Annotated in this window: 16 protein-coding genes and 1 pseudogene; 10 read left to right on the top strand and 7 right to left on the bottom strand. The window is 70.2% G+C overall.

Annotation, left to right across the window (positions count from 1 at the left end; all coding sequences use genetic code 11):
* Positions 1-245: pseudogene (locus LOY02_RS11900) on the bottom strand (alpha/beta hydrolase); the annotation flags it as partial.
* A 280-nt stretch (positions 246-525) separates the two neighbouring features.
* Between LOY02_RS11900 and LOY02_RS11905 the strand changes: the two are divergent.
* Positions 526-969, top strand: a complete 444-nt coding sequence (locus tag LOY02_RS11905; protein WP_317182576.1) for a YbhB/YbcL family Raf kinase inhibitor-like protein — start codon at positions 526-528, stop codon at positions 967-969.
* Positions 970-1,098: 129 nt separating this feature from the next.
* Here LOY02_RS11905 and LOY02_RS11910 read toward each other — a convergent pair whose 3' ends face one another.
* Positions 1,099-3,102 carry a cell wall-binding repeat-containing protein gene (locus tag LOY02_RS11910; RefSeq protein ID WP_317182577.1) on the bottom strand — a complete coding sequence of 668 codons (2,004 nt, stop codon included), beginning with the start codon at positions 3,100-3,102 and terminating at the stop codon, positions 1,099-1,101.
* Between the two features lie 454 nt (positions 3,103-3,556).
* Here LOY02_RS11910 and LOY02_RS11915 point away from each other — a divergent pair, with 454 nt between their 5' ends.
* The 4 genes from LOY02_RS11915 (at position 3,557) to LOY02_RS11930 (ending at position 6,433) form a co-directional block, all read left to right on the top strand.
* Entirely contained in the window at positions 3,557-4,111 is a 555-nt protein-coding gene (locus tag LOY02_RS11915; RefSeq protein ID WP_317182578.1) for a phage holin family protein, read from the top strand.
* A 22-nt stretch (positions 4,112-4,133) separates the two neighbouring features.
* Positions 4,134-5,045, top strand: a complete 912-nt coding sequence (locus tag LOY02_RS11920; RefSeq protein ID WP_317182579.1) for an alpha/beta hydrolase — start codon at positions 4,134-4,136, stop codon at positions 5,043-5,045.
* Positions 5,046-5,089: 44 nt separating this feature from the next.
* Positions 5,090-5,893 carry a serine hydrolase gene (locus LOY02_RS11925; RefSeq protein ID WP_317182580.1) on the top strand — a complete coding sequence of 268 codons (804 nt, stop codon included), beginning with the start codon at positions 5,090-5,092 and terminating at the stop codon, positions 5,891-5,893.
* 120 nt (positions 5,894-6,013) lie between these two features.
* A complete protein-coding gene (locus tag LOY02_RS11930; protein WP_317182581.1) occupies positions 6,014-6,433 on the top strand; it encodes a DUF309 domain-containing protein in 420 nt (139 codons plus the stop codon).
* A 123-nt stretch (positions 6,434-6,556) separates the two neighbouring features.
* On the opposite strand, the gene LOY02_RS11935 is transcribed toward LOY02_RS11930, so the two are convergent.
* Positions 6,557-7,231 carry a response regulator gene (locus LOY02_RS11935; protein ID WP_317182582.1) on the bottom strand — a complete coding sequence of 225 codons (675 nt, stop codon included), beginning with the start codon at positions 7,229-7,231 and terminating at the stop codon, positions 6,557-6,559.
* Entirely contained in the window at positions 7,228-8,901 is a 1,674-nt protein-coding gene (locus tag LOY02_RS11940) for an ATP-binding protein (protein ID WP_317182583.1), read from the bottom strand. The genes LOY02_RS11935 and LOY02_RS11940 overlap by 4 nt, the downstream gene beginning before the upstream one ends.
* Positions 8,902-9,045: 144 nt before the next feature.
* Here LOY02_RS11940 and LOY02_RS11945 point away from each other — a divergent pair, with 144 nt between their 5' ends.
* From LOY02_RS11945 to LOY02_RS11960, 4 genes are read left to right on the top strand one after another with little or no spacing between them, the layout of a single operon-like run.
* Positions 9,046-10,083, top strand: a complete 1,038-nt coding sequence (locus LOY02_RS11945; RefSeq protein WP_317182594.1) for a Bug family tripartite tricarboxylate transporter substrate binding protein — start codon at positions 9,046-9,048, stop codon at positions 10,081-10,083.
* Between the two features lie 2 nt (positions 10,084-10,085).
* Positions 10,086-10,610, top strand: coding sequence for a tripartite tricarboxylate transporter TctB family protein (locus LOY02_RS11950; protein WP_317182584.1), 525 nt, complete (start codon positions 10,086-10,088; stop codon positions 10,608-10,610).
* Positions 10,610-12,160: a tripartite tricarboxylate transporter permease gene (locus LOY02_RS11955; RefSeq protein ID WP_317182585.1), complete on the top strand. Its 1,551-nt coding sequence runs from the start codon at positions 10,610-10,612 to the stop codon at positions 12,158-12,160. Before LOY02_RS11950 ends, LOY02_RS11955 begins: the two co-directional genes overlap by 1 nt.
* Positions 12,157-12,549 carry a universal stress protein gene (locus LOY02_RS11960; protein WP_317182586.1) on the top strand — a complete coding sequence of 131 codons (393 nt, stop codon included), beginning with the start codon at positions 12,157-12,159 and terminating at the stop codon, positions 12,547-12,549. The genes LOY02_RS11955 and LOY02_RS11960 overlap by 4 nt, the downstream gene beginning before the upstream one ends.
* A gap of 138 nt (positions 12,550-12,687) precedes the next feature.
* Here LOY02_RS11960 and LOY02_RS11965 read toward each other — a convergent pair whose 3' ends face one another.
* Positions 12,688-13,134, bottom strand: a complete 447-nt coding sequence (locus tag LOY02_RS11965) for a VOC family protein (RefSeq protein ID WP_317182587.1) — start codon at positions 13,132-13,134, stop codon at positions 12,688-12,690.
* Positions 13,135-13,235: 101 nt separating this feature from the next.
* Here LOY02_RS11965 and LOY02_RS11970 point away from each other — a divergent pair, with 101 nt between their 5' ends.
* Positions 13,236-14,180: a helix-turn-helix transcriptional regulator gene (locus LOY02_RS11970; RefSeq protein ID WP_317182588.1), complete on the top strand. Its 945-nt coding sequence runs from the start codon at positions 13,236-13,238 to the stop codon at positions 14,178-14,180.
* A gap of 105 nt (positions 14,181-14,285) precedes the next feature.
* Here LOY02_RS11970 and LOY02_RS11975 read toward each other — a convergent pair whose 3' ends face one another.
* Positions 14,286-15,011 carry a hypothetical protein gene (locus LOY02_RS11975; RefSeq protein ID WP_317182589.1) on the bottom strand — a complete coding sequence of 242 codons (726 nt, stop codon included), beginning with the start codon at positions 15,009-15,011 and terminating at the stop codon, positions 14,286-14,288.
* Positions 15,008-16,062, bottom strand: a 1,055-nt coding sequence (locus tag LOY02_RS11980; protein ID WP_317182590.1) for an AAA family ATPase, incomplete at its 5' end; no start/stop codon positions are given. The genes LOY02_RS11975 and LOY02_RS11980, both read right to left, overlap by 4 nt.

The following is a 16,062-nucleotide window of genomic DNA, read 5'->3' on the forward strand; positions in this document are numbered from 1 at the left end:
CCGAAGTGGTCGATCGTGAGGTCGTCCAGCACCGCCCGCTGCATGCCGAGCCCCGATCGGCCGTGGCCGCGCTGGTCCCAGGTGACGACGCGGAGCCCGGACGGCGCCAACCCGGTCACGACGTAGGCCCAGCACGCGTGCGTCAAGCCCCAGTCATGGGCGAGGACCACCGTCGGCACGTGCGGCCCCATTCCCGGGCGAGTGTGGACGTGCACGGCCAGCGCCACGCCATCCGCGGTGGTCACGGTGCGTTGATGACGCTCCGTCCCCGGCCGATCGCTCATTCTCTTCGCTACCCCGCCCTGGTCGCGCGTTGCCTCCGGTCCCCCCAATGGCCGGTCCGGACCCAGGGCTCACCCGTGAGCGACCCAAGGCACGACCGATTGTGCCAGCGTCAGGCCCCCGCCGTAGCCGTCGCGATCTGAAGGGTCGCGCCGTGGCGGTGATCGGGTCACGATGAGAGGACCCCCACAAGGCCCACACGCGGAGCCCGACCCAGACCCCGATGTCACAGAGGTGATGTGGATGCAGCTCACGTCCTCCTCCTTCGCCCCGTCGCAGGAGATCCCACAGAAGTACGGCAAGCGCGCCGACAACACCTCGCCGCAGCTCGCCTGGACCGACGCACCTGCCGGCACGAGGTCCTTCGCCCTGACCGTGGTCGACTGGCACCCGGTCGCCCAGGGGTACATCCACTGGATGGTGTGCGAGCTCCCGGCGACGACCAGCGCCCTCGACGAGGGCGCTGCCTCCGGCGCCATGCCCCCGGGTGCCCGGCAGGTCCGCCCCTATGCGGGACCGTTCCCGCCCTCGGGCACACACGACTACGAGTTCACGCTCTACGCCCTGGACGTCGAGCGCCTCGACGTCCCGGACGGCGCTCCCCTCGACGCCTTCATGTCAGCGGCACAGCCCCACACGCTGGCCACGGCCACCCTCGTCGGCCGCTTCACTCGGCAGGCCCACTGAGCCCCCGAGGACCACCGAGGCCCCCCGAGGACCACCGAGGCCCCCCGAGGACCACGGGACCGGCACCGCCGCCGTGGAATGGGCGACGCCCCCGGGTGAACCCGGGGGCGTCGCTGGACCTGCCTGACCTCACCGCGCCAGGGCGTCGTAGATCTGGGCGATCACGACATCGGCGATGGCAGCCACGCCGCCATACACGTCGACCATCACGACCGAGGGGTGCTCGGCAATGTAGGTCCGGGTGTCAGGAGACAGGTAGTCCGGCTTGGTGAGCAGCAGCGGCCACTCCTGGGCAGCTGCATCCGCGCCACCGGACATGGCGTCGGGGAAGGTCACACCGGAAGCGATGGACACGCCCATCGGGAACTCGAAGAACTCCTCGGCGACGAGTTTCGCGGTCTCGTAGCGGTCATCGCCAACGACGGGGGTGGCCGACGGGTCAGCAGCGCTCGCGGGGCCACCGATGGTGTAGGTGATGGCGTCCGGGTGCGCGGCCAGGTAGTCCTCCGTCACGTCCGGCATGACGCCGTCCGCCGTGAGCACGACGACACCGTGTGCCCACGCAGCCGCAGGTCCCGCCGACAACGCGTCGGGGAAGTTGCGCCCGGTGGCCATCAGGATGTTGAGAGGGTCACCGACGCGGTCCGCCACCGCTACTGCGGTTTCGTACCGGTCGTCACCGGCCAGTCGCTCCACGGTGTAGCCCATGGCCTTCAGCGCGTTCTCGGCAGACAGCGCCAGCGCGTTCGGGCCACCGATCATGTAGACGGTGGCTCCGTCGGGCAGCACGCGGTCGATCTCGGTAGCGACCCGCGGGTCGAGCACGTACTTCGTCAGCAGCAGCGGGGCATTGACGTTCTTGGTCAACGGCACCGAGGTGAGAGCGTCCGGGTAGTCGTCCGAGCGGGCCAGAACCACTGACCCGGCCTCGTCGGCCTCGAAGCGCTCCTGCGAGAGAAGGATGGCCGTCTCGATCCGGTCGACACCGCCCACTCGGTTGACCGCGTCGGGGTCCAGCAGGCGGGCCTTCTGCTCGTCCGTGGTGTCCTGCCCGATGATGTCGAAGTAGAAGCCTTCGACGACATCGTTGTCGTGGTAGTAGTTGATGACTGCTCGCACGTCGTCGACCCATTGGGCATAGCCCAGCACGCCGGTGAGCTCGACGTCATCGATGTCAGCCTCTGCGGTGAGGTTGGTGAACGGCACCACGTCGAGGATCCGGTCGACGAACCAGGTCAGCGACGGGATGTCCAGCCAGGTGACGCTCCCCTTGAAGTAGTCCGACCGGGTGTACGTGAAGTTCGAGTAGTCGACGAACAGTTCGTCCGGGACGTCCACTCCATCTGCCGGGTTGGGGTCGGCGGACTGGTTGAACTCGACGGGCCAGTCTGCCGGAGGCGTCCAGCCGGCCGGCGGGAAGGGGATGATCCGGTTGTAGTAGAGCACGGTGTCGATGGTGATCGGCACCGCCTTGCTGGCGGCGGCACCGATGGAGACACCCGACAGCATCCACGCGTCCAACGGGTCGATGTACGCCGGAGGTCCGGCGATCACCTCGTCGTGGCCCTCGAGTCCGGGCAGGGTGCCGGTCTTCATGAGCTCCTGGTACATCGCCGCATGTTCGGGACCGGCATCGATGGCCACACCGTCGGTCGTGATCCGTCCGGCCCCGTCGAGGCCCAGCACGAGAGCTGCGGTCAGTTTGGCTTCGACCTCACTGAGCTTGCGCGCGATGGTCTCGGGCGAGGTCCGCACGAGGTTGAGCCGCTCCAGCTCGGCCTCGGACACGTAGGCGGCGTAGTCGACCTGCGGGTCGCAGGGCCCGACTTCTTCTTCGTCCGGGAGCGGCTCGGGGGGATCGACGAGCTCACCCTGGAGTGGGACGAGCCAGACGTCTCGGCCGTCGACCGGGTTGGTCACCGGGTCGATGCCCGGGATCAAGGTGTACGAGATCGGCTGGACGCAGTACTCGATCGTCGTGCCGTCCTCGTCGGTGACCTCGTAGTCGACGAGCACCGGGGTTCCGTCCTCAGCGCGCAGTGCGACGTAGAGATCGGAATAGAGGGTGTCTTCCGTGGGAGCGTCTTCCTCGGCCACCGCGACCTGCGGCGCAACGAGTGCGACGGCGGCCACTGCGGCTACGAATGCCCCCTGAGGGTGTGCGCATTCATGATCGTTCCATGCCGCGCCGCATCAGCGACGCAACTGTGCGGCTGATGGTGGTGCAGGACTCTGGCTGAGACCGCCCGATGATTCACCAGCCACTTCTCACATTCCGTTGGTACGCACGCCTTGTCCGGCAAACGGAGAGTGACCTCCGGCACAGGAGCTGCGCCCACGCTCACGAGATCGCCTGATGTGTCGCGCATCTCAATGCTCAGTGCTCCGGCAGCCCGGAGGGGAGGCCGACCTGCTGGGGCACAGAGCTCGGGACGGGGCGGCGATCACTTCGCCGGCCATGGGGTACGGAACAGGCAGCGACCCACCTCACACGCGGCAGCGGCGCACATCCGGTGCGACGGGGGCACAGTAGGGTGGCAAGCAGCAAGCGCCTCGCGCGCAGCCGATCACGTGGAGGAGTGAGCCGATGAGCACGGACCCCCGGCAGGAGCGCACGCTCGGCCAGCTGGTCGCGTCCGCGACGCAGGACATCTCGACGCTGGTCCGCGGGGAGATCGCGCTGGCCAAGGCGGAGGTCTCGGCCCAGCTGAAGAAGGCCGGCAAGGGCAGCGGGCTGCTCGCCGCGGCTGCCGTCATCGGCTTCTACTCGGTCTACTTCGTCTTCACGACCCTCGTCGAGGTCATCGACATCTGGCTGCCCCGGTGGGCGGCCTACCTCATCATCACGGTCTTCATGCTGCTCGTCGCCGGCATTCTCGCGATGCTCGGCATCCGCAAGATGAAGACGGTCGACCCGACGCCGAAGAAGGCCATCGCCGAGGCCCAGCACACGATGACCGCGCTCAAGGGCGCGACTGCGGCGCCGGGCACGATGCCCCCGGCTCCCCGCCCGGACTGGGACCGCCCAGCGACCGCACCCCTTCCCGCGCAGCCGTCCGCGGCCGCCACCCCAGCCGTGGCGTCCTCGCCGGGCGCCCCTCCCGCCACCAGCGCGTCACGCGACAGCACCCCCGACGCCTGACATCCCCGCTACCCTCCACCTCATGCCGGTCGATGCTGCCTTCGTCGAGATAGACGGGCCCTGGCAGCATCGCTATGTGGCCGCCAACGGCGCGCGATTCCACGTCGCCGAGCTCGGCGAGGGACCGCTTGTCCTGCTGCTCCACGGCTTCCCGCAGTTCTGGTACGCCTGGCGGCACCAGATGGTCGCGCTCGCCGACGCCGGCTTCCGCGTCGCAGCGATGGACTTGCGCGGCTACGGCGGCTCGGACAAGCCGCCGCGCGGCTACGACACCTACATGGCCACGCTCGATGCCGCCTCGGTGATCCGGGCCCTGGGCGAGACGGGCGCGACGGTCATCGGCCAGGGTCTCGGGGGATGGATCGCCTGGTCGATGCCCGTGCTGCGACCAGACGTCACGGCCGCTGTCGCGTCGCTGTCGATGCCGCACCCGCGCGTGATGCGTCGTGCGTCCTGGTTCGACCGGAGGCAGCGCGCCGCGTCCGGATGGATCGTCTCCCTCCAGAAGCCGTTCGGTCCCGAGCGCGAGATGACGCGCTCCCACGACTACGTCGAGAGCCTCCTGCGCGGCTGGTCCGCCAAGGACGGGCCCTTCCCCAGCGCTGAGGACGTGGCGCGCTACGGCGACGCGATGAGGATCCCTTTCGTCGCCCACTCGGCTGCCGAGCACTACCGGTGGCTGGGCCGCTCCCAGCTCCGCCCCGACGGCCCGTTCTTCATGCGCCGCATCCGCCACCCCATCCGCGTCCCGGTCCTCGAGCTGCATGGTGCGGCGGACCGCTGCGTCCTCATCGGCCCCACGCGCGGGTCCGGCAGGTACGTGCCCGGCGACTACCGCTTCGTCACGATTCCGGAAGCCGGCCACTTCCTCACCGAGGAGGCTCCCGACGCAGTGTCGACGGAGCTGGTCGCCTGGCTGAAGTCGATTCACTAGCAATGGAGCTCGGCCTCACGCTCGAAGGTGGCGTCTCGTGGTCCGTGACCTTGCGTGTCGACGGCCGCCGTATGCCGCTGAGCTCACCCCGCGCCCACCTGCCGTTGTGCACGGCCTCGGTCGGGAAGATCCTCCTGCTCCTGGCGGTCGCGCGCAGTGTCGTCGACGGCGAGATGGCGCTGGACGAGCCGTTGAAACGCACGCCCGAGGACTGGGTGCAGGACTCGGGCCTGTGGCACACCCTCTCCTCCGAGACCCTGCCGCTGTCGGACGTCGCCGGCCTCGTCGGCGCCGTGAGCGACAACCTCGCGACCAACGTGCTGCTGCGGAGGATCGGCCTCGAGGCCGTGGCGAGAGCGACTGCCTCGCTGGGGTTGATGCGGACCGCGTTGCACGACAAGGTCCGGGGCGAGCGCGGCCCCACTGAGCCGCCGACCCTCTCGGTGGGCACGACGCTCGAGCTGTCCTGGCTCGCGAGCCGCATCATGCGAGGCGCTGCGATGGGCTCGGACGCGGATCGACTGGTGCGGCAATGGCTGTCGGCCGGTGTCGACCAGTCGCTGGTCGGCGCCGCCTTCGTCGAGCGCCTGGGGCTGGACCCGCTGGCACACCATGAATCCCTCGGTGGAGGGCTGCGGTACTGGAACAAGACGGGGACCGACGCCGGCGTCCGGGCCGACGTGGGCGCCGCGACCGTGGACGGACGGACGGTCGCCTGGGCGGCCATCGCGAACTGGGATGCCGAACGTGCCGACGATCCCGCCTTGGCGCGCCAGGTCCTGCGCGGAATGCACGCCATCGGAAACACCATCGTCCAGCACCTGCGCCCCCTCGAGCCGTCCCGATGACGCCATCCCGACGCTGGAGAGGGCGAGCCCAGCGCGTGCGAACCCACCCGCACCTGGCCCAGCGACCTAGGATCGGAACGTGACGTTCGAGTCCGTCTCCCCTCCGAGTCGGAGCGTGCTGTGACCCCCGACCGCGATCGTGACGCGGCCGGTCGTCCGCGTCAGGCCCGGCCCCGGGATGCCCTGGGACGGCCGCTGCCCTACGGCACGCCTGGCGTCGAGCCCGTCCCGGAAGAGCCCCTGCCGCCACTCGAGACGGTGGCCATGGCGCGACGGCTCGTCGACGAGGGAAGGGCCTTCTCTGCTCACGAGGTCCTTGAGGCACGCTGGAAGGCTGGACCTGACGAGGAGCGCGACCTGTGGCAGGGCCTGGCGCAGCTCTGCGTCAGCCTGACGCATGAGGCGCGCGGCAACGACGTGGGGGCGGAGGCTCTGAGGGAGCGCGGCATCCGACGGCTCGAGACGTATGCGGCTGCTGGCGGTCCGACCTACGGCCTCGACCTGGCCCATGTTGTTGCCTGCGCCCGTGGGCACCTGTAAGGGGCGCGAGCCGGCGGCACACGACTCGAGCTGGCTGCCGCTCGACCGCTGACGGAGTCGTGACGCGAGCTCATCGACCCGGTGGCCACGCCGAGGCCTCGTTGCCCGGCACATGCTTGCCAGTCAGCGGGGGCGGTAGCGACGCTCGGGGCGACCGGTGGCGCCGTAGCGCAGGGAAACCTCGACGACACCGCTCGCCACAAAGTGCTCCAGATAGCGCCGCGCGCTGACGCGTGAGATGCCCACAGCCCCAGCACATTCCGTGGCGGACATCGAGTCGCCAGCAGACGTGACAGCGCGAAGGACCGCTTCCGCCGTCTCGGCGGACAGCCCCTTGGGGAGTGACACCGCAGCGGGTCGCTTGACTCCGCCCGAGCTGAAGGCGGCGTCTATCTCGTCCTGCGTCAGCTCCCCGGCGTCGAGAGCGCGAGTGCGCTCAGCGGCATACGCCGTGAGTCGTTGCTCGAGGTGCGCGCGGGAGAACGGCTTGAGCAGGTAGCCCACGACACCGTGGCGGACGGCGGCCCGCACGGAGTCGGCCTCCTTCGCCGCCGTGATGACGAGGACGTCGCAGGTCTCCCCCGCCGCCCGGAGCCGGGCGATCACCTCGAGACCGAAGAGATCGGGCAGGTAGAGATCGAGGAGGACCAGGTCCGGCTTGAGCCGGGCGACGAGGTCCAGCGCCTCCACGCCGGAGCTGGCTGTGCCGACGACCTCGAATCCTGTTGTCTGCTCGACGAACCCGCGATGAATGCGAGCAACCATGAAGTCGTCGTCGACGACGAGGACCGTGATCATTGGTGCTCCTTGAGGGCGGCGACGGGCTCGACCGACACGGGCTCCACGGTGAGGCGCGCGATGAACCTGGCGCCGGACGGGGTGCGCTCCACCTCGACCTCGCCACCACGGCGCTGACAGATCAGCCGGGTCAGCGCCAGGCCGATACCGCGCTCTCCGGCCTCGGCCGCCTTCGTCGTGAAGCCGTGCGTGAAGACCTCGGTGACCAGCTCGGGCGCCACACCCGGCCCCGAGTCCCAGACCACGACCTCGACCGTGCTGGTCGGGTTGCTCGCGTCCTGGTGAATCGCCAGCTCGACCCAGCGTGCGTCGCCCGCCCCGGAGGCCGCCGCGTCGACGGCGTTGTCGACGAGGTTGCCCACCACTGCGGACAGGTCGGCCGAGTCGGGGGATGAGAGGCGGCCGAGCGCGGTGTCATCGGAGACCCTCAGCTCCACCCGACGCTCGGTCGCCTGGGACGCCTTCGCCATGATGAGCGCCGAGACGGCGGTGTCCTTGACCCGTCGCGCCAGCGTGAGGTCGAGCTGGGCTCGATACTGGCTCACGGAGTCGACGTAGCGGACCACCTCGTCGTACTCACCCAGCTGGATGAGCCCCGAGATCGTGTGCAGCTGGTTGGCGAAGTCATGGGCCTGGGCTCGAAGCAGCTCGGTGGTACTGCGGAACGAGCCCAGCTCGCGCTCGAGCTGGGCGAGCTCCGTGCGGTCCCGAAGCGTCGTCACCGAGCCGAGGCGTCGACCGTCCTTGGCGACCTCCATGCGGTTCATGACGAGGACGCGTCCACGGCGCAGGACGACCTGGTCCCGTTCGTCCCCCGTCACGCCCAGGAGGACGTCCCGAAGCCGTGGCCCGATCGACAGGTCGGACACGGCCATGCCGACGGCCTGCTCGGGCAGGTCGAGGAGTCGCTGAGCGACGTTGTTGACCAAGGTGATCCGGTTCGCTGTGTCCAGCGCGACGACGCCCTCGGCGAGGCCGGAGAGCGTCGCCTCCCGACTCTCCGCGAGTCCGGTGATCTCGTGCGGCTCCAGCCCCAGGGTCTGCCGCTTGATCCGACGGGCGAGCAGCCAGGACCCCAGTCCGCCGAGCGCGAGCGCGATACCGAGGTAGGTCAGCAGGTAGGACGAGGCACCCCGGAGCCGGTCCACGATCGACGGCATCTCGACCGCGACCATGACCGTGCCGACACGCGTGCCGACCGGCGGATCGCTCTGGTTGGGCGGGACCCGCGGTGAGAAGAGCACCGGGGTCTGCGCGACGAGCATCCTGCGGCCGGTGAGGTCCATCGCACCGGTCCAGCTGGCTCCCTGGCGGACCGCTGGAGACCCGAAGGTGAGCAGGTCCTCCTCCGACGTCGGGTCGGACGACGTGCGCACCACGCCCTCCGCATCGGCAATCGACACGACCGACAGGCCGTACTGCGTGATGGTCCCCTGAATGACGGTGGGCAGCGCGTGAATGACCTGTGGCGGAGCGAGCTCCTGTCGCACGACCGGGGTGCTGGCGAGCTGTTCGGCGATAGCGAAGACCCGGCGCCCCTCGGTGCGGGTGAACGTTGCCTCAGACTGGGCCAGGGACACGAAGGCCACCGCGACGAGGACGGTCAGCAGGATCGCCAGCTGGGCGACGAGCAGCTGCCCCGCAAGCGTGACGCGACGCAGTCTGCGCATGACCACAACGAACTCAACCTTCATTGGTGACACAAGGGCGACACGACGCGTGACGCGAGACACGATCATGCCGTTCCTCCCCATGACGCGAAAGAGGCCTCAACGATGAGAGCTCACTCCACTCCCCTCACCACACCCCGCACGATGGCCCGCACGATGGTCCGGACCCCAGCCCTGGTCACCGCCGGGCTCACAGCCGCGGCGCTCGCGCTCTCGGGGTGCGGAGCGACCGCAGACGGCGCGGGCCAGGACGCCGGGGCGGGCGGCGCCACCGGCGGCAACGCCGCTCCGGCGACGGGTCTGCAGATCATGGTGCCCAACTCCCCCGGTGGCGGCTACGACACGACCGCCCGCACCGTCGCCAAGGTGATGGAAGCCGAGGAGATCACCGGCACGGTCCAGGTCTTCAACCTTCCCGGAGCCGGCGGCACGGTCGGCCTGCAGCGGACGGTCAACGAGAAGGGCAACGGCAAGCTGGCCATGCAGATGGGTCTCGGGGTCGTCGGCGCGGCCTACACGCAGAAGTCCCAGGCCACCCTCAACGACACCACCCCGATCGCCAAGCTCATCGAGGAGGCCGGCGCGGTCGTCGTGTCGAAGGACTCGCCCTTCACCGACATCGGATCGTTGATCGACGCGTGGAAGAAGGACCCGGCGAAGGTCAACGTCGGTGGCGGGTCGTCCCCGGGCGGTCCCGACCACCTGCTCCCGATGCAGCTCGCCAAAGCGGTCGGCATCGAGCCCAAGACGGTCTCCTTCATCTCCTACGACGGCGGCGGCGAGCTCCTGCCCGCGATCATCGGCAACAAGATCGCCTTCGGTGCGAGCGGCTTCGGTGAGTTCCTCGACCAGGTCAAGGCCGGGGAGGTCAAGGTCCTCGCCGTGACGAGCGAGGAGCGCATCGACGCCCTGCCCGACGTGCCGACCCTCAAGGAGTCGGGCATCGACTTCGTCTTCACCAACTGGCGCGGCATCGTGGCCCCGCCCGAGATCTCCGACGCCGACCAGGCGGTCTGGGTCGACGCCCTGACGAGGATGCACGACTCGCAGGCGTGGAAGGACGAGATGGCCAAGCGTGGGTGGACCGATGCCTTCGTCACCGGGGACGAGTTCGGCACCTTCCTCACGGAGCAGGACGCGGCGGTCGCCGAGACCCTGACGACGCTCGGGCTGGTCGACTGACGATGCCCGACCGTCAGGTGGACCGTCGGGAGGCCACCGCCGTCCGCGGGGACCGCGCCCAGTTCGGGGTGTGCGCGGCCCTCGCGGGGCTCGGCATCATCCTGCTGGCGGACGCGGCGCGCATCCCCCAGGTGACGAGCAGCAACGACCCCCTCGGGCCGCGACCGGTCCCGATCGTCCTCGGCATCCTGCTCCTCGTCACGGCCGCTGCCTACGCGATCGACGTCTGGCGCGGCGGCGTGGGCGAGGCCGAGAGCGGCGAGGACGTCGACCTCGGCAGACGGGCCGACTGGAAGACCGTGCTCCTGCTCGTCGCCGTCTTCGGCCTCAGCGCCGTGCTCATCGACCCGCTCGGCTGGGTCATCACCGGCAGCCTGCTCTTCTGGGGCTGCGCGTTCGCCCTCGGCAACCGGCACCATCTCCGCGGCCTGGTCATCGGCGTCGTCCTGGGCCTGGTCACCTTTTACGGCTTCGCCATCGGCCTCGGGGTCAACCTCCCCGCCGGCATCCTCAAGGGAATCCTCTGATGGACAACCTCGCCCACCTGCTCGAGGGCTTCGGGCACGTGCTCACCCCGATGAACCTGCTCTTCGCCCTCATCGGCGTCACGGTCGGCACGGCGGTCGGCGTCCTGCCCGGCATCGGCCCCGCGATGACCGTCGCACTGCTCCTGCCCATCACCTACGGCCTCGAGCCCACCCAGGCCCTCATCATGTTCGCCGGCATCTTCTACGGGGGCATGTACGGCGGATCCACCACCTCGATCCTGCTCAACACCCCAGGGGAGTCCGCCTCCGTCGTCACGGCGCTCGAGGGCAACAAGATGGCGAAGTCGGGGCGAGCTGCACAGGCCCTGGCCACCGCAGCCATCGGGTCGTTCGTCGCGGGGACGATCGGCACGGCCCTGCTCGTCCTCGTCATGCCGCAGGTCGTCGACTTCGCGATCAACCTCGGGTCGCCCGAGCTCTTCGCCATCCTCCTGGTCGCCTTCGTCGGTGCGAGTGCCGTTCTCGGCTCGTCCCGCGTACGGGGCTTCGCTGCGCTGCTCGTGGGCCTCACCATCGGAGTCGTCGGCATCGACTTCGTCACCGGACAGCAGCGCCTCACCTTCGGCATCCCACAGCTCGCCGACGGCATCGACGTCGTCGTCGTGGCCGTGGGAATCTTCGCGGTCGGTGAGGCTCTCTGGGTCGCTGCGCACCTGCGGCGCAAGGCCGCCGCCGTCATCCCGGTCGGCCGGCCCTGGATGGGCCGCGAGGACTGGCGTCGTTCCTGGCGGCCGTGGCTGCGGGGCACAGCTTTCGGCTTTCCCTTCGGCGCGATCCCGGCCGGCGGTGCGGAGGTCCCGACCTTCCTCTCCTACCTCGCCGAGCGCCGGCTCTCGAAGCACCCAGAGGACTTCGGTAACGGGGCCATCGAGGGCGTCGCCGGGCCGGAAGCCGCCAACAATGCCTCGGCAGCAGGCACGCTCGTCCCGCTGCTCGCCATCGGCATCCCCACCAACGCGACCGCAGCAATCATGCTCTCGGCCCTCCAGGGCTGGGGCTTCGAGCCCGGACCCTTCCTCATCGAGAAGCAGCCCCTGCTCGTGTGGACGCTCGTCGCCAGCCTCTTCATCGGGAACACCATGCTGCTTCTGCTCAACCTCCCGCTCGCACCGACCTGGGCCAGGCTGCTCCAGATCCCACGCCCGTACCTCTACGCGGGCATCCTCTTCTTCGCCACGATGGGCGCCTACGCAGTCAATGCCCAGCCGTTCGACCTCTTCCTGCTGCTCTGCCTCGGTCTCATCGGCTTCGCACTCCGTCGCTTCGGTCTGCCCGTGCTGCCGCTCATCATCGGCGTCATCCTCGGGCCGCTCGCCGAGAAGCACGGCCGACGCTCCCTCCAGCTCTCGGGCGGCGACCTCAGTGGGCTCGTCGGCGGCCCGGTCGCGTGGGTGTGCTACGCCGCGATCGGCATCGTCATCCTCTGGCCCCTCCTTGCCCGCGTTGTGCGCCGCGCCCGCGACGGATCGGGCGGCAGCGGGGTTGACGGGCCAGGATCGGACCGCGCCAGCCAGGAGGTCTCCGCATGACGATCGTCGTCGGCTACATCCCGTCCCCGCAGGGCGAGGCGGCCGTCACCGCGGCCATCGCCGAGGCGAAGGCGCACGACGAGGCGCTCCTCGTGGTCAACATGTCGCGCGACGACAAGCTCGTCGATGCCCACCGCGCCGCGCCGGAACAGCTCCTCCGCGTCGAGGCGGAACTGACCGAGTCCGGGCTGAGCCACGAGGTCCGCCGCGTCGAGCACGGCACCGACCCCGCCGACGCGCTCCTCGAACTCGCCGAAGAGATGGGGGCGCGCCTGCTCGTCATCGGCATCAGGCACCGGTCCCCCGTCGGCAAGCTGCTACTGGGGTCGACCGCGCAGCGGCTCCTGCTCGAGGCATCCTGCCCGGTCCTCGCCGTCAAGGCGGTCTGAACGCCATCGGCCGGAGCCCCTGCGGACGCCGGCTACCGGGGCTCACACACTGACCCGCCTGACGGGTCAGTGTGTGAGTCCACGGCACCGCCTCCTGACCGAGCCCTCAGCGCTCGCCGTTCACCGACGGCTGGGGTCTCAGGCGGTGCTCGACTCCAGCGAGGCCGCTCCGTTCAGCGAGGCCGTGACGTCGAGGTAGTGCTGGTTGTACATCACACCGAGCACGTTGCCGAAGGGGTCGATGACCGACGCCGTGACGAAACCCGGTCCGCGCGGCGTCACCGGGTCATGCGCCGTCGCCCCGAGCTCGAGAAGTCGGGCATAGGCCGCCTCGACGTCGTCGACGGCCCAGTAGGTGACGGCCCCGGCCGCCTCTCCTGACTGGGGCAGCGGGTGTGGAGCGAACCTGCTGTCGACGAGGCCGAGCTCGTGCTGGAAGTCGCCGAGACGGAACTCGAGGTAGGCGACCCGGCCGTCGTGCTCCCGGACGAAGTAGGGCTCGATGCCGAGGACCTCGGTGTACCAAGCACGCGCGGCGGAGAGGTCGGTGGCGAAGAAGGTGACGGTGGTGAGGCCTCGAAGCATGGGGCGTGTCCTTTGCGAATGGAAGGTGAAACCTGCTGACATCTCCATGCTCCGGGCCAAAGTGCTCACCTTCTGAGCACTTTTCATGCGATTCTCGGAGCATGCGCGCGGACCGGCTCGTCGCCACGATGCTCCTGCTCCAGTCGCGGGGGCGGGTCACCGCGGCCGAGGTGGCGGCCGAGCTCGAGGTGTCGGTGGCGACCGCCCGACGCGACCTCGAGGCGCTCTCTTCCGCGGGAGTCCCGGTCTATCCCCAGGCGGGCCGCGGCGGCGGATGGCAGCTCGTCGGCGGCGCCCGGACCGACCTGTCCGGGCTGTCGGCCCCCGAAGCACAGGCGCTGTTCCTCCTCGTCGGGCCCGCGGCAGCCGCGTCTGACGAGGCCAGGGCGGCACTGCGCAAGCTCGTGCAGGCTTTGCCCCGGACGTTCCGCGCCGACGCCGAGGCGGCAGCCACGGCGACGACGGTCGACCCCGCCCGGTGGAGCGAGCCGACCCGGTCGCGACCCGCCCCCGTCGATGCACTCCAAGGCGCGGTCGTCGCCCGCCAGCGCGTCCGGCTCGGCTATGCCAACGCCCGCGGCGTGTCGAGCGACCGCCTCGTCGAACCCCTCGGCCTCGTGGACAAGGACGACGTCTGGTACCTCATCGCCGGCACCGACCGCGGGCAGCGCACCTTCCGCGTGGACCGGGTCACGTCGATCGAGCCGACGGGCGAGTCCTTCGACCGCCCAACGGATTTCGATCTCGACGCGGCCTGGGCAGCGGTCGTCGACCACGTTGAGCAGCGACGGGCGCAGACCTGGGCGACGGTGCTCGTCGAGGACCGCTTCGTGCCGATCATGCGGGACCGCTTCGGCCTGCACTGCCGCGACGACGGACGCGGCCCGAACGGATGGACCCGCCTCCGCGTCGCGGCACCCACGCCCCTCGACCTCGCACGCAACCTCGCCGGGTGGGGCGGTCTGATCGACGTCCTCGACCCGCCGAGTGTGCGCGACCACCTGGCGCGCATCGGTGCCGAGCTGACCTCCCGCTTCTCCCCCTGAACACCCCAGCCGTATGCCGTGGGGCTCCTTTGGCCGGAGAGCGAGCTCAGCGGCATACCTCCTTTTCGAGGAGCTGTGTGCTGGGTCAGCTGCCCGCGCCCGTCCTCAGCGGATGTCGACGTCCTCCTTGTAGCTGAGCGTCGTCAGGGGTCCGAGGGCATGCCGGAGGTGCTGCTCGAGCTCCTGTTTCGCGGGAGACCCCGGGGACGACGTGGAGGGCGACCTCGCGGAGGACTTCGCGGATGGCTCCGGCGCCGAACGGGCGGCCGACGAGGAGGCCGGTCCCTGCCCGCGCACCCACTCACGCAGGGCGGCGAGGTCCTTCGCACTGAGCTGCCCGCCACGTGGGGCGACGACGACGATCTGGTGCGCCACCGCCGAGCTCGTGCACGACTCGCACACTGCGTTGACCGCCAGGGAGCGGTTGTTCGCGACGACCGTCTGCGTGCGGCGGAGGACCACGACCTGCAGCGAGACGGCCTCGGAGGAGCAGTCCGTGCAGCCGGTCGTCGCCGATGTCGCGAGGTTGTCGACCTCCACGGTGCGCGAGTGGTTGACGTAGACGACGCTCATCACCGAGGCGCTCGAGGTGCACCCGTCGCAGTTCGTGTCGGCCCCCGCGCTCGCGTCGGCCGAGACGCCGCGGCCGCTCCCGAGCCGGGCCACCCCGAAGGCGTCGTCGGTCGCGGCCGGGTCGGCGGCGGAGGCGATGGCCACGGCTGTCAGGTCCGCGCCCCTGTCGTCGCCGGCCTTGCTCGCCGCCGACCAGCCCGTCCCCCCGACGATGGCGAGGGCCGACACCACGGCGGCCGCCCGCCTCGCGACGTTCACTGGTCCACTCCGACCAGGGCGAAGCCGTCAGCGACCGCGGCCGTCATCTCCACGAGGCTGTCCCGCGTCTCGGGGCGCAGGGCCGACAAGCGCGTCTGGGCACCGAGCTCGAGGGCCGGGTCCCACGGAACGCGGACCACGCGACGACACCGCTGCTCGAAGTGCTCGACCATCGGCTCGATCGGAGCGCCGACTCCCTCTCGCGCTCCGTTGATGACGACCACGGCCTGTCTGACGAGCTCGCGGTAGTCGTGCTCCGCCAGCCAGTCCAGGGTCAGCGCTGCGGCTCGGCCCCCGTCGAGACCGGGCCGGAGCACGAGGACGAGCTGGTCCGCCTCCTCGAGCAGCCCCTGGTTCGCGCTGTCGAGGATGCCCGTGCCCGTGTCGAGCACGATGAGGTTGTAGAACCGGTCCAGCAGGCCGATGAGCCGGTGGTAGTGGTTGCGCCCGAGCGCCATCCCGATGCGCGGGTCGTCGTCGGAGGCGAGCACCTCGAGCCGGGACTCGGCGCCCTGCGAGGTGTACTCCCTCAGCTGCGCATACGTCGTGATCCGGTCGAGGTCCTCGAGCACGTCCGTCACCGCCCGATCGTGGGGTGGGGCCACCCGGTGGGCCAGGTTGCCGGCATCCGGGTTGGCGTCGACGGCGATGACCCGGTCGCCGCGCAGCGACGCGAAGGTGCTGCCGAGCGCGAACGTGATCGTCGTCTTGCCGACGCCGCCCTTGCGGCTCATGACGACGATGCGGTGCGAGCCGGCGATCGGGGCGCGCAGCCGTTCCTCCAGCGCGATCCTCCTGCGCTCCTCAGGGCTGGGACCGGGGTTGATGGTGCGGCCGGAGAGCTGGTAGACGTGGCGCCGCCAGCCCCTCGTCGGGACCGGGGCCTCGGGCGGCAGCATGAGGTCGTCGCGGAACGCCTCCGCCGTGAGCTCGACGGCCTCGAGCTCGCCGTCGTCGAAGTCCTCGGGAGGTGTCTCGGGAGACTCCTGGAGACGCGGCGAGAGCGGGTCGTGGTCGGTGGGGCTCTCGGTGAGGTTCCCGGCCGGGTTCT

The organism is Intrasporangium sp., from assembly GCF_032907665.1.
Classification (GTDB): domain Bacteria; phylum Actinomycetota; class Actinomycetes; order Actinomycetales; family Dermatophilaceae; genus Intrasporangium.

Excerpts from the sequence above, each read along its gene's own strand:
- LOY02_RS11905 (WP_317182576.1), top strand. The coding sequence starts at position 526 with ATGCAGCTCACGTCCTCCTCCTTCGCCCCGTCGCAGGAGATCCCACAG.
- LOY02_RS11915 (WP_317182578.1), top strand. The coding sequence starts at position 3,557 with ATGAGCACGGACCCCCGGCAGGAGCGCACGCTCGGCCAGCTGGTCGCG.
- LOY02_RS11920 (WP_317182579.1), top strand. The coding sequence starts at position 4,134 with ATGCCGGTCGATGCTGCCTTCGTCGAGATAGACGGGCCCTGGCAGCAT.
- LOY02_RS11935 (WP_317182582.1), bottom strand. The coding sequence starts at position 7,231 with ATGATCACGGTCCTCGTCGTCGACGACGACTTCATGGTTGCTCGCATT.
- LOY02_RS11940 (WP_317182583.1), bottom strand. The coding sequence starts at position 8,901 with ATGCGCAGACTGCGTCGCGTCACGCTTGCGGGGCAGCTGCTCGTCGCC.
- LOY02_RS11945 (WP_317182594.1), top strand. The coding sequence starts at position 9,046 with ATGGCCCGCACGATGGTCCGGACCCCAGCCCTGGTCACCGCCGGGCTC.
- LOY02_RS11950 (WP_317182584.1), top strand. The coding sequence starts at position 10,086 with ATGCCCGACCGTCAGGTGGACCGTCGGGAGGCCACCGCCGTCCGCGGG.
- LOY02_RS11955 (WP_317182585.1), top strand. The coding sequence starts at position 10,610 with ATGGACAACCTCGCCCACCTGCTCGAGGGCTTCGGGCACGTGCTCACC.
- LOY02_RS11960 (WP_317182586.1), top strand. The coding sequence starts at position 12,157 with ATGACGATCGTCGTCGGCTACATCCCGTCCCCGCAGGGCGAGGCGGCC.
- LOY02_RS11965 (WP_317182587.1), bottom strand. The coding sequence starts at position 13,134 with ATGCTTCGAGGCCTCACCACCGTCACCTTCTTCGCCACCGACCTCTCC.
- LOY02_RS11970 (WP_317182588.1), top strand. The coding sequence starts at position 13,236 with ATGCGCGCGGACCGGCTCGTCGCCACGATGCTCCTGCTCCAGTCGCGG.